We start from the raw sequence: 15,732 nt of genomic DNA on the forward strand, positions 1-15,732 counted from the left end.
GACGCAGGCTTTCCCCAAAACCCCTGCTATGCCAAAAGCCGCTCCCGATGGGTCGCCGGTTGCGGCCTTGAACATACCTCTAAGGGGAATACGACTTGCTGTCACTACTGGCTGCATCGGGCGCGGCGGAACCGATCTACTGGGAAAATCTCGGGCTCAGGCCCTATCTTTTCGAGATCGGCGGTTTCCAGCTGCGCTTCTATTCGCTCGCCTATCTGGTCGGCATATTGCTGGCCTATTGGCACCTGTCGAAGATGATCAAGGCGCCTGGTGCCCCGATGGCGCAGCGCCATGCCGACGACCTGTTCTTCTACTGCACGCTGGGCGTCATCCTGGGCGGTCGGCTCGGTTATGCGGCTTTCTACAAGCCCGAACTGTTCGGCGGGGTGGAACTGTTCAAGCTGTGGGAAGGCGGGATGAGCTTCCATGGCGGGGTGATCGGCGTGCTCGTGGCGATCAGCTGGGTCGCCTGGCGCGGCGGCCTGAACTGGCTGCGCATCTGCGATTATATCGCGGTTAACGTGCCGTTCGCCTACATGCTCGGACGCTTGGCCAACTTCATCAATGGCGAACTTTACGGCCGGCCGGTGGAAGGCGATTTTCCTCTGGCGATGGTCTTCCCGACCGATCCCGACCAGCTCGCGCGCCATCCCAGCCAGCTCTATCAGGCCGGGTTCGAGGGGTTGCTGCTCGGCTTGCTGCTCTTCGCGCTCTTCTGGAAAACGCGTGCGCGCTACCGTGCAGGCCTGCTGGTCGGTCTGTTCACCGCCGGCATGGGGCTCGGCCGGTTCCTGATGGAATTCTTTCGCGAACCCGATGCGCACCTCGCCTATGTCGTGGTCGAAACCGGCCTCTCGCGCGGGCAATGGCTGAGCCTGCCGATGATCGGAATCGGCCTGGTGGTCATGGTGTATGCGCTGGTCAAACCTCCCGTCGGGGGGGCTGCCGGGGCAAGACCGCAGGCCGCATGAGCGCAGGCACTACCGAGCTTGCGGGCATCTTCCGCCGCCTGATCGAAAGCCACGGGCCGATGCCGGTTTCGCGCTATATGGGCGAAAGCAACGCGCGCTATTACACCACCCGCGACCCGCTGGGGGCGCCACGCGAATCGGGCGGGGGCGATTTCACCACCGCGCCCGAAATCAGCCAGATGTTCGGCGAAATGGCCGGACTGTGGCTGGCCGATATCTGGGTGCGCGCAGGCCGCCACAGCGATGCCATATATGTCGAATTGGGGCCGGGCCGCGGAACGCTGGCCAGGGATGCGCTGCGCGCCATGGCCAGCCAGGGTCTGCGGCCCGAGGTGCATCTGGTCGAGGGATCGGAAGCGCTGCGCAAGATCCAGGGCGGCACTCTGGCCGGAGCGCAGTTTCACGATTCGATCGATACGCTGCCGGAGAATCGCCCGCTTTTGCTGCTCGCCAATGAATTCCTCGACGCGCTCCCGATTCGCCAATTGGTGATGACCGCCCAGGGCTGGCGCGAGCGCATGGTCGGGCTGGAGGGGCGCGCGTTCGCCTTTGTGTCCGGCCCCAGCCCGATGACCGAGGCCGTTCCCGAAGATCTGCGCGCCGCGCAGCCGGATACGGTGATCGAAACCTGTCCCGCTGCGGCGGCATTGATCGAGGCGCTGGCCCGGAGGCTCGATGTGCAGGGCGGGGCGGCGCTGTTTATCGATTATGGCCATCTCGCGCTGCGGACCGGGTCGACGCTGCAGGCGGTCAAGGCGCATGAAAAGGTCGATGTGTTCGACGCACCGGGCGAGATGGATCTGACCGCGCATGTCGATTTCGCCACGCTCGATGCGATCGCGCGCCGGGAAGGTGTGGCGAGCTCGCTCACGACGCAGGGTGCATGGCTCGCCGCGATGGGCATCGGCCTGCGCGCGCAGTCTCTGGCGAAGGCATCGCCCGCCCGCGCCGAGGAAATCGGGCTGGCACACGACCGGCTCGTCCAGCCCGACGCGATGGGCGAGTTGTTCAAATGCATGGCGCTGACCGCGCGCGACTGGCCGCGCGGAGCGGGTTTTCCCGAAGGTCAGCGGAGGAAACCTGACGGATGAAGCGCTTGATTGCGCTCCCCGCCCTCTCGCTCCTAGCAACCTGCCGACCGCAGCCGAACCGATCGAGGAGCGCTGGGTAACCGCGGAGAGGGATGCCGTCGGCCAGATCGGCGCCAGCGGGCGGACGCAGCTATGGTGCAGGGCGCGCTAGGTCACAGACCGATGCGTTCCGCCAGCCTGCGTGCGGCCTCCTCGAAGGTGAGCTTGTCTTCGCCGCGATCGACCGAGAGATTGGCCTCGCGCATCGCCGCAACGTCGATCGCGCCCACCAGCGGTGAGAGGGCTACGACGATGCCCTCGTCCTCGCTCGCTTCCGGGCTGAGCAGGATAATTGCATCATAGTTCGGAAAGGCGCGTTCGGGATCGTCGAGAAAGACGAGATCGTCGGCGGCGATCCGCCCGTCTGATGTATAGGCTCCGATCACGTCCGCCTCGCCGGATTTGAGCGCGTTATACATGAAGGTAGGCGAGAAATTGCGCTGGGCAGCAAAGCGCAGCCCATAGGCATTGCGCACGGCCTCCCACTCGGGCCGCTCGAAGAACTCGGGATCGCCGCCGATGGTCATGGCCTGCCCGCGCGCGGCCAGGTCGCCGATGTCGTTGAACATGCCGAAATGTGCCACTTCGCGCTGCATCGCTAGGCCATAGGCATTCTCGAAGCCCAACCGGCCGAGGACATGGGTGCCGCTTGTGCGCGCTTCCCACTCGGCGATCTCGGCCAGCATCGTGTCGCGATCGGGATTGTCGCTGCGCCCCATTTCGTTGGTCCAGATCGTGCCGGTGTAATCGACCAGAATGTCGATCGCCCCGGTCGCCACCGCCCGGTGCGCCACCGCCGAGCCGAGGCCGTCGCGGTAGTCGACGGCGTAACCTTCCGTCTCGAGCCGCTGCCCGATGAGGCGGGCGAGGATGTACTGCTCGGAGAAACCTTTCGCGCCGATCACAATGCGCTCGTCCTTCCCGCCGCCGAACTGGACGAAAAGAGCGGCCAGGATGCCGATCAGTACAGCGCCGAGCGCGCCGAAGGTCAGCCTGCGGCGGCGCGAGGCCAGGCCTTTCTCAATAGTGCCAAGCAGCGCGTCGGTCACCAGCGCCAGTCCCGCGCTGGCAAGGCATCCGGCCAGCACCAGCACCCAGTTCTGCGTCTGCAAGCCGGCGAAGATCGGATCCCCCAGGCTTGGCTGGCCGATGGTGGTCGACAGCGTCGCTGCGCCGATGGTCCACACCGCAGCGGTACGGATACCGGCCATGATATAGGGCGCGGACAGCGGCGCCTCGACCAGCCGCAGGCGCTGCCAGAAGGTCATGCCCACGCCGTCGGCAGCCTCGATCACGCCCGGATCGAGATTGGTCTGCGCAGTCACCGCATTGCGCAGGATCGGCAGCAGGGCATAGAGCGACAGGGCGAGCAGCGCGGGCAAAAAGCCGAGCGTCGGCAGCCCTTCGCCGAATACGGCGCGCAAGCTGAGCAGGATCGGGAAGAACAACGCCAAGAGGGCGAGGGCAGGAATCGTCTGGACGAGGCTGGCGAAGCCCAGCGTCGCGCGCGCCACGGCTGGCGAGCGGCTGGCCCAGATGGCGAGCGGCAGGGCAACGGCAATGCCCAGTGCGATGGCGGCGGCCGACAGGAGCACATGCGCTGCCAGCTTGTCGCCCAGGCCAAGCAGTATGGTCCCGATGTCGCTCACCGGGCCAGCTCCGCGAGCCGATTTGCCTGCGCGCGCGGAACGGCGACAAGCCCCTGAGCGATTGCGCCCCCCGCACCGCCGAGCAGAGCGCGCGGGACTTCGTCGGCGACGATTTCGCCATCCTCCATCACCAGCACCCGATCGGCCAGCAGCAGCGCCTCGGCCATGTCGTGTGTGACCATCACGCTCGTGAGGCCGAGTTTCTCGTGGAGCGCGCGGACGCGATTGCCCAGCGCGTCGCGGGTAACCGGGTCGAGCGCGCCGAAAGGCTCGTCCATCAGCAGGACTTGCGGCTCGTTCGCCAGCGCGCGTGCCACGCCGATCCGCTGGCGCTGTCCGCCGGACAGTTCGTCGGGCATGCGGGCGCCCATGGCGGGATCGAGATCGACGAGCTCGAGGAGTTCTTCGACCCGCCTGGCGGCCAGCTTTTCGCCGACCAGACGCGGGCCGATCGCGATATTTTCGCTCACGGTCATATGGGGAAACAGGCCGATCGACTGGAACACATAGCCAATTCGGTGTCGGAGCGCGGCCAGGGGCAGGTTCGCGATGGGTTCGCCATCGAAGCGCACGGTGCCCGATGTCGGCTCGACCAGTCGGTTGACGGTCTTCAGGAGTGTCGACTTGCCTGATCCCGAAGCGCCCACCAGCGCGACGAACTCGCCGCGGGCAATGGCGAGCGAAACTCCGGACACCGCATCGGTCGTCTCATAGCTCTTGCGCAGGTCGCATAGCTCGAGCAGCGGCCCGGGCGCCTCGGTCATGTCGGCTCTTCGTCGACCTCGGGGGGCAGGCTGTATTCCACGCGCTCGAGTTCGATCGAAATCCCGGTTTCGCTTTCCGCGCGCATGGCGCCGTCGCTCATCCGGCCCGGCTCCCAGCAGCGCTCCACGCCATTGTCGTGATCGGGCGTGAAACACAGAAGCCGACCTCGCGGGCTGTCGGCATGGGTCCATTTGCCGGTCTGCCAGGGATCGCCATTGCGCAAATCGCGATAGGTGCCATCGGCGTCGAGATATGTGGTGTAGCGCGCGCCATCGGCAGCCAGAGCGCGCCAGGCGGTCGCGGAGAATGCGTCGGGAGCCGGCTCGTCCGAAGGTGTGACAGCGGTTTGCGGGGCGGGCGCTGTCTCATTGTTTTCCTCCGCTCCGGGCGAGCAAGCCGCGAGTGTCGCCATGGCTATGGCCAGGACCGGCAAACGGCGCCTGTATTCCCCTTTGCTTCGCATGGTGTCAGCGAAAGCACAGGCGGGCGACCGGTTCAAGGCCGGTGCGGGGTCAGCTATCGACCGCGGAGCGGGGGAAGCCGATGCGCACGTCCAGTCCATCCTCCGAATAGGTGCGTTCGAAGGTCCCGCCAAGCTGGCCTTCCACCGCCATGCGCAGCAGACGCGAACCGAAGCCCTCGCGATCCGATTCGCCGGGTAGGCCGCAGCTTCGCGCATTTTCCCGCCAGGTGACGCAGATATTGCCCGTGTCGCTGCAATCGTCCTCCACGGCGACCGTCACGGTTCCTTCGGGGCAGGACAGCGCGCCATATTTGGCGGAATTGGTCGCCAGTTCGTGGAATATCAGCGCCAGCGGCGTGGCCGCGCGCGGACCGATCGCGATTCCCGGACCGCTTACGCTGAACCGTTCCTCGCCGGGTGTTTCGTAGGGCGCGAGCAGGTCTGCCAGCAGGCCGGAGAGCGTGTTCGCCGTTGGCCCGTGATCGGGGCGGACGTAACTGTGCGCCGTATTCAGGTCGCGAATCACCTGATTGAGTTCCGCCGCGAATTCCGCAACCTCCGGTTTCCCGCGCGAACGGATCGCGACGAGGCCAGAGACGACTGCGAAGATGTTCTTGATCCGGTGCGATAGCTCGTTTGCCAACAGATCGCGCGCGTCGGAAAGGCGGTGCTGGTGGTCGATATCGATCACCGTTCCGAACCAGCGATTGGCATCCTCGCCCATCGGCATCCGGACAGCGCGAGACAGCATCCAGCGGTATTCGCCGTCAGACATCTTGAGGCGCCATTCGCGTTCGTAGGGTCGGCCACTTTCGAGCGAGGTACGAAATTCGGTCGCTGCGGCGTCCCAGTCTTCGGGGTGGATCGCGGCGCGCCAGTCTTCGACCGTATTGGGTTTTGGCAGTCCTGTCAGCCCTTCCCACTGCGCATTGACCTGGTCGAAACGCCCGGATGAGTCGGCCGACCAGGCGATTCCCGGAACGCTGTCGATCATCCGCTGGAGATAGTCATCGCGAGCGGCGACCGCTTCCTGCGCGGTTTCCCCCAACCGCCGTTGCGAGATGCGCCGCATGACGGCCCGTGCCAGGGTGGCCAGGCTTTCGCTCTGGAAGGGAGTGAGCCCCGCGTTGCGCGGCTCGGTATCGATCACGCACAAGGCACCGAGCGGGGCGCCCTCCGACGAAATTAACGGGTGGCCGGCGTAGAAGCGAATGTGCGGGGGGCCGGTGACCAGCGCGTTCTTGGCAAAGCGCTCGTCCTTTTGCGCATCGCTCACTTCCATCGCCTCTCCGCCGAGCATCGCGTGCGCGCAGAAGCTTGTGGACCGGGGCGTTTCGCGCGCCTCGATCCCGGCACGCGTGAGGAATAGCTGCCGACCTTCCTCCACCATGGTGACCATCGCCATGGGCGCTCCGCACAGCTTGGCAACCAGTTCGACCAGTTCCTGCAATTCGGGGTCGTCGACCAGGCCGTCTACACCATGCGCTGCGAGGATCGCGAGGCGCTTGTCCTCGTCGCAATGGGCATCCGAAGGTGTTTTTCCTTCGGGCCACGGGATGGGACTCTTCCGCAACATGCCGATGCTCATGCGCCTAGGAGCAAGCATCTATGGCGTAAAGCATTTAGCATCGTGCCTGGCCTTGCCCGCCTATTCGGTTTGCTCCGTGCCGCCCGCTCCGCTACGGGCTCGCTCCGCATACGAATTTTCGCGAGGCGTTTGAGGAGAGACCATGCGCGCGACCCCCGATTTCGATTTCCAGCTCGGCGAAAGCGCCGAGATGATCCGCGAGAGCGTGTCTCGCTTCGCCGACGAGCAGATCGCTCCGCTGGCAGAAAAGGTCGATCGCGAAGATTACTTCCCGAAGGCCGAGCTGTGGCAGCAGATGGGCGAGCTGGGCCTGCACGGCATCACTGTGAGCGAACAGGATGGCGGGCTCGGTCTCGGCTATCTGGAACATGTCATCGCGGTGGAGGAAGTCAGCCGTGCAAGCGCGAGCGTGGGCCTCAGCTATGGGGCGCATTCCAACCTCTGCGTCAACCAGATTGCGCGCTGGGGTAACGCGGAACAAAAGGCCAAATATCTTCCGAAGCTCATCAGCGGCGAACATGTGGGCAGCCTGGCGATGAGCGAGGCAGGCGCCGGTTCGGACGTCGTCTCGATGAAGGCGAAGGCCGAGAAGGTCGATGGCGGTTATGTGCTCAACGGCACGAAGTTCTGGATCACCAACGCGCCTTACGCCGATACGCTGGTGGTCTATGCCAAGACGTCGCCTGACGCCGCCAGCCGCGGCATCACGACCTTCCTGATCGAAAAAGATTTCGACGGCTTCTCGATCGGCCAGAAGATCGAGAAGGTCGGCATGCGCGGCTCGCCCACGGCCGAGCTGGTGTTCGACGATTGCTTCGTGCCCGAAGAGAACGTCATGGGACCCGAAAACGGCGGCGTCGGCGTGCTGATGAGCGGGCTCGATTATGAGCGCGTGGTGCTTGCCGGATTGCAGCTCGGCGTGATGCAGGCCTGCCTCGACACGGTCATCCCCTACCTTCGCGAGCGCAAGCAGTTCGGCAAGCCCATCGGCAGTTTCCAGCTTATGCAGGCCAAGGTGGCGGATATGTATGTCGCGCTGCAATCGGCGCGTGCCTACACCTATGCCGTGGCCAAGAGCTGCGATGCGGAGAAGACCACCCGCTTCGATGCGGCAGGCGCGATTCTGCTGGCATCGGAAAACGCCTTCCGCGTGGCCGCCGAAAGCGTCCAGGCACTGGGCGGTGCGGGCTACACGCTCGACTGGCCGGTGGAACGGTACATGCGCGATGCGAAGCTGCTCGACATCGGCGCTGGCACCAACGAGATCAGGCGAATGCTGATCGGGCGCGAACTGATCGGGGCGGCGGGGTGAGCGCAGACGAGGACTACGTCTACGACGAGGAAAGTGGCGAGTGGATGCCCGCTTCGGAGTTGGCCGCAAAGCAGGCAACGACCGAAAGTGTCGAGGTTCGAGACGCGGTTGGCAACCTGCTTCAGGATGGCGATCAGGTCACACTGGTCAAGGATCTCAATGTGAAGGGAGCGGGCCAAACACTGAAACAAGGCACGCTCATCAAATCGATCCGGCTGACCGGTGATGCGCAGGAAATCGACTGTAGATATCCTGGCATCAAGGGCCTCGTTCTGCGTGCCGAATTCGTGAAAAAGCGTTAGGGCCAATCAATGACCGCACCCGTTCTCACATCCACGCTCGACCGCGAGGCTCCTGACGCCAAGGCGCGCTTTGAGCACAACACATCACTTGCGGCAGACCTGCGCTCCACCGTTGCTGCCGCCGCACTGGGTGGCTCCGAAGGCAGCCGCGAGCGGCATGTCGGGCGCGGCAAGCTGCTTCCGCGCGAACGGGTCGAGCGACTGCTCGATCCGGGCAGCCCTTTCCTCGAAATCGGCCAGCTTGCCGCCAACGGCATGTATGGCAAGGACGAGATCAACGGCGCGGGGATGATCGCCGGGATCGGGCGCGTCTCGGGGCGGCAGGTGATGATCGTGTGCAACGATGCCACCGTGAAAGGCGGCACCTATTACCCGATGACGGTCAAGAAGCACCTGCGCGCGCAGGAGATCGCGCAGGAAAACCGGCTGCCGTGCATCTACCTCGTCGATAGCGGTGGGGCGAACCTGCCGCATCAGGCCGAGGTCTTCCCCGACCGCGATCATTTCGGGCGCATCTTCTTCAACCAGGCCAATATGTCCGCACAAGGCATCCCGCAGATCGCCTGTGTGATGGGGAGCTGCACGGCGGGCGGGGCTTACGTGCCCGCCATGTCCGACGAGACGGTGATCGTGCGCAATCAGGGAACGATCTTCCTCGCCGGGCCGCCGCTGGTGAAGGCGGCAACGGGCGAGGAAATCAGCGCCGAGGATCTGGGCGGCGGCGATCTCCACGCCAAAAAATCGGGCGTGGTCGATCACCTCGCCGAGAATGACGAGCACGCGCTGACCATTGTGCGCGATATCGTGTCGCATCTCGGCGATAATTATGCCGGGGCTAAGAACATCGAGCTGCGCGATCCGCGCCCACCGAAATTCGATGCCGACGATCTCTATGCGTTGATCCCCGACGATGTGCGCGCGCCCTACGATGTGCACGAGGTCATCGCCCGCCTCGTCGACGGCAGCGAGTTCCACGAGTTCAAGCAGCATTACGGCAGCACGCTGGTCTGCGGTTTCGCGCATATCTGGGGCATGCCGGTTGCGATCCTCGCCAATAATGGCGTGCTGTTTTCCGAAAGCGCGCAGAAGGGTGCGCATTTCATCGAGCTGGCCTGCCAGCGCCGCATCCCGCTGCTGTTCCTCCAGAACATCTCCGGCTTCATGGTCGGGGGGAAATACGAGGCGGAAGGCATCGCCAAGCATGGCGCCAAGCTGGTCACTGCCGTGGCCACCGCGACCGTCCCCAAGGTCACCGTGGTCATCGGCGGCAGCTTCGGTGCGGGCAATTACGGCATGTGCGGCCGTGCCTATAGCCCGCGCTTCCTGTTCACCTGGCCCAATGCGCGCATTTCCGTGATGGGCGGCGAACAGGCCGCGTCGGTCCTCGCCACCGTTCACCGCGACGCCGATAGCTGGACCGACGAACAGGCCGAGGAGTTCAAAGCCCCGATCCGCCAGAAATACGAGGATGAGGGCAATCCCTATTATGCCACCGCCCGCCTGTGGGACGATGGCGTGATCGACCCGGCGCAGACCCGCGATGTGCTGGGACTAGCGTTTGCCGCGACGCTCGAGGCCCCGCTGCCGGAGAAGCCGCAATTCGGCGTCTTCAGGATGTAACCGGCGGGAAACCGCTGCATCCCTATCGCTTTCCCCAACGTAACTGCTACGTCTACGTCCGAGGGAGAGTAAATTGCCGTCCAACGGGCCTCGCCGCAAGCGATCGATCCTGTCGCGCATCGTGCGGCGTATCATCATGGCGATTTACCACTGGAAGGGTTGGAAGCTCGACGGACATCTGCCAGACATTCCGAAATACGTAATCGCCGGGGCGCCGCATTCATCGAATTGGGACTTCGTGTTCTTCATTGGTGCAACCGCGGAAGAGGGCGTCGAGCCGAACTTCATGGGCAAGCACACGCTGTTCCAGGGTATCTTGAAAAACTTCATGCTGGATATGGGCGGAATTCCCATCGACCGGAACAAGCAGACCAATATGGTCGAGCAGATCGCCGCCGAATTCGACCGGCGCGAACGGCTGGCGCTGGTGATTGCCGCGGAAGGTACGCGCAGCTCGAAGGGCGAATGGAAATCGGGCTTCTACAACATCGCCCGTGCCGCCAACGTGCCGATCGTTCCGGTATGGGTATGTAACGAGCGCAGACTTCTCGGCTTCGGTCCGGCGATCGAACCCACGGGAAGTTATGCGCAAACCCTGCTGGAGATCGCCCGCTTCATGCGCTCCAAACTGCCCGATTACGCGCGGTTCAAGGTGCTGGAACAACAGGCTATGCGCCTGATCGAGGAGGACAGAGGATGATCGTCGAAGCGCTATTGGCCAATGCCGCGATTTTGCTGGGACTGGCGCTGATGCTGTGGGTGATTTCCCTGCAGATCGACGATGTGAGTTTTGTCGATGCCTATTGGGGCGGGGGGATGGCGCTGATGGCGCTGGTAAGCTGGCTCAGGCTCTACGATCCCGGACCGCTGGCGACCTTGCTGATGGCGATGACAGTCATCTGGGGCGCGCGGCTGTGCCTGTACCTTCTCATTCGCTGGCGGCGCGAGGGTGAGGACAAGCGGTACAAGCGCATACTCAGGACGGATCGCGAAAAGGGGCGCTTCGCGCTGGCCGCGCTTACCAAGGTCTTTCTCGGCCAGTCGGTTCTGCTTTTCCTGGTCTCCAGCCCAGCGCAATACGGAATTCTGGAAGCCAGCGCGTTGACGCCGATCAGCGGGCTGGCACTGGTCGGATTCACGCTATGGGTGGTGGGTATAGTCTTCGAATGGGTCGGCGACTGGCAGCTCGCCCGCTTCAAGGCGAATGCGGCGAATGACGGCAAAGTGATGGACAAGGGGCTGTGGCGCTATACCCGCCACCCCAACTATTTCGGCGATGCGTGCGTGTGGTGGGGCATATGGCTTGCCGCGGCCTCGGCGGGCTGGTGGGTCGCCGCCGCGACCGTTATCGGGCCGCTTTTCCTCACATTCACGCTGACCCGATGGTCGGGCGCGCCCCTGCTCGAAGGCGGGATGAAGAAATCGCGGCCCGGATACGCGGAATATCGGGCGCGGACGTCGGCCTTCGTCCCGCTCCCGCCGAAGAAATCCTTGAGCTGAATCAAGCGGGGGGTTTAACCGGCGCGCGCGCGTCCCTAATTTCCGACAGGAGCCGATTTGGGAGCGTGCCGACGTGAGCGGGAAGGACATCGACGATTTGCGCAGCCGCTTCGCGCGTGAGGCGATGGCGCTGCTGGAGCGCACCGGCGAGGAAGTCACCCGGACGCGGCTCGCAGCCGAGCTGGGGGTTGCGCGAAGCCGGGTGGAAACGGTCTTTCCCGAAGATGGCGACCTTTTCGACGCCATCACCGCCGAATGGTTCGCGCCCAAGCTGGCGGTGATGGACGAGGTCATGGCCTCCAATTTGCCGCCACGGCGCAAGATGTACGAGTTTTTCGCCCGCCGCTTTCGTCTGTTGCGGCAGAACTTTCGCGACGATCCGGCCACCTTCAACCTCTATGTCGAGATGGGCGAACGCTATTTCGAATATGCGCGCAGCTATATCGATCTGGGAGACCACTATCTGTGCGAACTGATCGCGGAGGCGCAGGCCGAAGGATTCCTCGAGGGGCTCGATGTCGATACGGCCATGTCGCTGATCAACCAGATGGTGCTGTGCTATATCCAACCCTACATGATCGCCCTGCTCAATGATCGGCTGAGCGAAGAGAAGCTTGCCCTGATTGTGGCGGCGATTTTCGATGGGCTGGACGCAAAGGATGGCGGTGCGCGCGGCACGCAGGACATCCGCGCCGCCTGATCAACCCGGCGATTCTGCGGCTTGCGACGCGGTCGGAGCGCGCTGTTCGGCGAAAATGCTCCACCCTGCCAGGAAAAGCCCGCAAACCAGCGGGCCGACGACGATGCCCGACAGGCCCATCATGGCGATCCCGCCCAGCGTGGTGACGAGAATGAGCCAGTCGGGTATGCCCGTGTCCCGACCGACGAGGATCGGACGCAGGACGTTGTCGGCCATGCCGATCAGCGCAACGCCGGACACGATGACGGCGACCCCTTCCCAGATCGCCCCGGTCGCCAGCAAATAGATCGCGGCCGGTACCCAGACGATCGCCGGGCCGAGCGCCGGCAGCAGCGAGGCGATCGCCATGATCACGCCAAGCAGCAGGACCGAGGGCACCCCCACGATCCAGAAGGTCAGCGCCCCCAGCGCCCCCTGTACCAGGCCGACCACGACCGAACCCTTGATCGTGGCGCGTACGATGGTGAGGAACCGCTCCGCCAGCCGGTCGGCAACCCCGCGTTCCATCGGCAGCGCTGCGAGCACGGCATCGCCAACCATGCGCCCGTCGCGTAATAGGAAAAAGCCGACATAGAGCGCGATTCCAAAGCTGAGAACGAAACCGAACACGCTGCCGCCGATGGCGAGCGCTTGCTGCGCGATCAGCCCGAGGCTGGCCTGGACAAAGGCCGTCACGCGCTCCTGCACGGCGCTTAGCTCGCCGAAACCGGCACTTGCCAGCGATGTCTGTATATTGGCGGGAAGAGCGCTGAAGACCTGCTCGAAATATATCGCGACATCGATATCGCCTTCGCTGAACGCCAAGAAGAGCCCTGCGGCCTCGTCGACCACGGCACTGCCGATCCACAAAGACGGCAAAACCACGGCGAAAAGGATCACCACCATGCTGGCCAGCGCCGACTGGCTTTCCTTCCCGGGGCGCCGGAGAAGGAACCAGCGGTAGAGCGGCTGAAAGACGATCGCGCCCATCGCCGCCCAGAGCAGCGGGCGGGCGAAGGGAAGGACCACCATCAGCAACGCGAAGGTGACAAGACCCAAGAAGAGCAGAAAACCCCGCTGTTCGACCGGCTCGGTTGTCCGCTCTGCGCTCATCCGGTCAAATGTCCAGATTGGCGACGTTGAGCGCGTTGTCCTGAATGAACTCGCGACGCGGTTCGACCACATCGCCCATCAGACGGGTGAAGATCTCGTCGGTCACATCCGCATCTTCGACCTTGACCTGCAACAGCGCGCGGTTGTCGGGATCGAGCGTGGTCTCCCACAACTGCTCGGCGTTCATTTCGCCCAGCCCCTTATAGCGCTGGATCTTCTGGCCCTTGCGTCCTGCGGCCATAACGGCGTCGAGCAGCTGCGTCGGCAGCGTGATCGCATCGTCCGCGAGGGTGACGGCATCTTCTTCCGCGTCGCTTGCATCGACCTCTTCAGGCGCCGCCGTGGTGCCACCGCGGACCAATCGCAGGGGCGAGGAATAGACGTCGGCGAAATCCTGCGCGATCCGGTCGAGCTTGCGCGCTTCGGCACTGTCGAGGAACGCCGGATCGATTTCGTGAACGTCGGTTACGCCGCGCCACACCCGATTGAGCCGGACCTTGCCGTCCTCGCCGATCTCCGCGCTCCAGCGCGCTTCGGGATCGCCCATCTGAAGATGTCTCGCAGCGCGGTCGAGCGCTGCCGAGCGGTCACTCGCGGGAGCAAGGGCACCCGCAATCGCCATCGCCTCGATCAGGTCGGTCTTGTATTTGCGCGGCACGAAACCGAGCAGATTGCGCATCCGTAATCCGTGCTCGACGAGCGCCTCGAGCTCGCCCCCGCCGCGGGCGGCGCCGCCCTGCGCCTCGAGCACGCGCCCCTCCAGCCCCTGCGCGATCAAATAGCGATCATAGGCCGCCTGGTCCTTGAGATAGACCTCGCTCTTGCCGCGCGTGACTTTGTAGAGCGGCGGCTGCGCGATGAAGAGGTGCCCGGCCTTGACGATTTCGGGCATCTGGCGGTGGAAGAAGGTGAGCAGCAGCGTGCGGATATGCGCGCCGTCGACGTCTGCGTCGGTCATGATCACGATCTTGTGATAGCGCAGCTTTTCCAAGTTGAATTCGTCGCGCAGGCCCGTGCCCATCGCCTGGATCAGCGTGCCGACTTCCTTCGAACCGATGATCCGGTCGAAACGCGCACGCTCGACATTGAGGATCTTGCCCTTGAGCGGAAGGATCGCCTGCGTCTTGCGGTCGCGGCCCTGCTTGGCCGATCCGCCCGCCGAATCGCCCTCGACCAGGAAGAGTTCGCAATTCGCCGGATTGCGATCCTGGCAATCGGCCAGCTTGCCCGGGAGGCTGGCGATGCTCATCGCGCCCTTCCGGCTCATTTCGCGCGCGCGCCGCGCGGCCTCGCGTGCGGCTGCCGCATCGATCACCTTCTGGATGATCTGCTTGGCGTCATTGGGGTTTTCTTCGAGCCACTCGGTCATCTTCTCGCCCATAAGCGATTCCAGCGGCTGGCGGACTTCCGAACTGACCAGCTTGTCCTTCGTCTGCGAACCGAACTTGGGATCGGGCAGCTTGACCGAGACGATGGCGGTCAGGCCTTCGCGCATGTCTTCGCCCGACAGGCTGACCTTTTCTTTCTTCATCAAGCCGCTGGCGCTGGCGTAATTGTTAAGCGTGCGGGTCAGTGCGGTGCGGAAGGCGGCGAGGTGGGTGCCGCCGTCGCGCTGGGGGATGTTGTTGGTGAAACACAGCACGTTTTCGTAATAACTGTCGTTCCATTCCAGCGCGACATCGATGCCGATGCCGTCCTTCTCCGCGCTCACCGAAATCGGCTCGGCGACCAGCGCCTGCTTGTTACGGTCGAGATACTTCACGAAAGCCGCGATGCCGCCTTCGTAAAATAGGTCGTGCTCCTTCACTTCTTCGTGACGCTTGTCGCGTAGCAGGATGCGCACGCCTGAATTGAGGAAGGCGAGCTCGCGATAACGGTGCTCGAGCTTCTCGAAATCGAACTCGGTGACGTTCTTGAAGGTGTCTTCCGAGGCCTTGAACGTGACGCGTGTGCCCTTCTTGAACCCGTTTTCGTCCGGGTTCTGCTCGACCTTCGGTGCATCGCCCACGACGCGCAGGGATTCCACGGCATCGCCGTGCTCGAATCGCATCCAGTGTTCCTTGCCGTCGCGCCAGATGGTCAGCTCGAGCCATTCGGACAGCGCGTTGACGACCGAAACGCCCACGCCGTGCAGGCCGCCCGAAACCTTGTAGGCATTGTCCTCGCTGGTGTTCTCGAACTTACCGCCCGCATGCAGCTGGGTCATGATGACCTCCGCCGCCGACACGCCTTCTTCCTTGTGCATGTCGACGGGAATACCGCGGCCATTGTCTTCCACGCTGACGGAACCGTCGGGATTCAATTCGATCAAGACGAGATCGCAATGCCCCGCCAGCGCCTCGTCGATGGCGTTGTCCGACACCTCGAACACCATGTGGTGCAGGCCCGATCCGTCGTCGGTATCGCCGATATACATGCCGGGGCGTTTGCGCACCGCGTCGAGGCCTTTGAGGACCTTGATCGAGTCCGCGCCGTAACCGTTCTTTTTCGGCGCTTCCGCGCCCGTGTTTTCAGGGGTATCGTCCATGCCGATCATATAGGCTTTCGGCGGCGGAAATCCAAAGTTTTGCAGCCGATTTTACCCACAGATTGACGTCTCGCCGGTTTCAGCTGCAACCGGTTGATTTCGGCATGCGAAAA

14 protein-coding genes are annotated in these 15,732 nt (G+C 63.8%); 8 read left to right on the forward strand and 6 right to left on the reverse strand.

Annotation, left to right across the window (positions count from 1 at the left end):
• Positions 1-95 precede the first annotated feature (95 nt).
• Positions 96-971, forward strand: coding sequence for a prolipoprotein diacylglyceryl transferase (gene lgt, locus MUY37_RS01535; RefSeq protein WP_499193720.1), 876 nt, complete (start codon positions 96-98; stop codon positions 969-971).
• A complete protein-coding gene (locus MUY37_RS01540; protein WP_499193721.1) occupies positions 968-2,062 on the forward strand; it encodes a class I SAM-dependent methyltransferase in 1,095 nt (364 codons plus the stop codon). Before lgt ends, MUY37_RS01540 begins: the two co-directional genes overlap by 4 nt.
• A 152-nt stretch (positions 2,063-2,214) precedes the next feature.
• Here the strand turns inward: MUY37_RS01540 and MUY37_RS01545 are convergent, their stop codons facing one another.
• From MUY37_RS01545 to MUY37_RS01560, 4 genes are all read right to left on the reverse strand, one after another.
• The gene (locus MUY37_RS01545) at positions 2,215-3,750 is read right to left on the reverse strand and encodes an ABC transporter permease/substrate-binding protein (protein ID WP_499193722.1); all 1,536 of its coding nucleotides are present in this window, start codon (positions 3,748-3,750) and stop codon (positions 2,215-2,217) included.
• Entirely contained in the window at positions 3,747-4,514 is a 768-nt protein-coding gene (locus MUY37_RS01550; RefSeq protein WP_499193723.1) for an ATP-binding cassette domain-containing protein, read from the reverse strand. The genes MUY37_RS01545 and MUY37_RS01550 overlap by 4 nt, the downstream gene beginning before the upstream one ends.
• The gene (locus tag MUY37_RS01555; protein ID WP_499193724.1) at positions 4,511-4,927 is read right to left on the reverse strand and encodes a hypothetical protein; all 417 of its coding nucleotides are present in this window, start codon (positions 4,925-4,927) and stop codon (positions 4,511-4,513) included. The genes MUY37_RS01550 and MUY37_RS01555 overlap by 4 nt, the downstream gene beginning before the upstream one ends.
• Before the next feature lie 100 nt (positions 4,928-5,027).
• Positions 5,028-6,554, reverse strand: a complete 1,527-nt coding sequence (locus tag MUY37_RS01560) for a GAF domain-containing protein (RefSeq protein ID WP_499193725.1) — start codon at positions 6,552-6,554, stop codon at positions 5,028-5,030.
• Positions 6,555-6,708: 154 nt separating this feature from the next.
• Here MUY37_RS01560 and MUY37_RS01565 point away from each other — a divergent pair, with 154 nt between their 5' ends.
• The 6 genes from MUY37_RS01565 (at position 6,709) to MUY37_RS01590 (ending at position 12,000) form a co-directional block, all read left to right on the forward strand.
• A complete protein-coding gene (locus MUY37_RS01565) occupies positions 6,709-7,878 on the forward strand; it encodes an isovaleryl-CoA dehydrogenase (RefSeq protein WP_499193726.1) in 1,170 nt (389 codons plus the stop codon).
• A complete protein-coding gene (locus MUY37_RS01570; protein WP_499193727.1) occupies positions 7,875-8,180 on the forward strand; it encodes an alkylphosphonate utilization protein in 306 nt (101 codons plus the stop codon). The genes MUY37_RS01565 and MUY37_RS01570 overlap by 4 nt, the downstream gene beginning before the upstream one ends.
• Positions 8,181-8,189: 9 nt before the next feature.
• On the forward strand, positions 8,190-9,800 hold the full coding sequence (locus MUY37_RS01575; protein WP_499193728.1) for a carboxyl transferase domain-containing protein: 1,611 nt from the start codon (positions 8,190-8,192) through the stop codon (positions 9,798-9,800).
• A gap of 73 nt (positions 9,801-9,873) precedes the next feature.
• The gene (locus tag MUY37_RS01580) at positions 9,874-10,500 is read left to right on the forward strand and encodes a 1-acyl-sn-glycerol-3-phosphate acyltransferase (protein ID WP_499193729.1); all 627 of its coding nucleotides are present in this window, start codon (positions 9,874-9,876) and stop codon (positions 10,498-10,500) included.
• Positions 10,497-11,300, forward strand: a complete 804-nt coding sequence (locus tag MUY37_RS01585; RefSeq protein ID WP_499193730.1) for a DUF1295 domain-containing protein — start codon at positions 10,497-10,499, stop codon at positions 11,298-11,300. Before MUY37_RS01580 ends, MUY37_RS01585 begins: the two co-directional genes overlap by 4 nt.
• 73 nt (positions 11,301-11,373) lie before the next feature.
• A complete protein-coding gene (locus MUY37_RS01590) occupies positions 11,374-12,000 on the forward strand; it encodes a hypothetical protein (protein WP_499193731.1) in 627 nt (208 codons plus the stop codon).
• Here MUY37_RS01590 and MUY37_RS01595 read toward each other — a convergent pair whose 3' ends face one another.
• On the reverse strand, positions 12,001-13,092 hold the full coding sequence (locus MUY37_RS01595; protein WP_499193732.1) for an AI-2E family transporter: 1,092 nt from the start codon (positions 13,090-13,092) through the stop codon (positions 12,001-12,003).
• A gap of 4 nt (positions 13,093-13,096) precedes the next feature.
• Entirely contained in the window at positions 13,097-15,619 is a 2,523-nt protein-coding gene (gene gyrB, locus MUY37_RS01600) for a DNA topoisomerase (ATP-hydrolyzing) subunit B (RefSeq protein WP_499193733.1), read from the reverse strand.
• Positions 15,620-15,732 lie beyond the last annotated feature (113 nt).

Origin of the sequence: Qipengyuania sp. ABI-127-1 (genome assembly GCA_022953095.1) — a bacterium.
Classification (GTDB): domain Bacteria; phylum Pseudomonadota; class Alphaproteobacteria; order Sphingomonadales; family Sphingomonadaceae; genus Qipengyuania.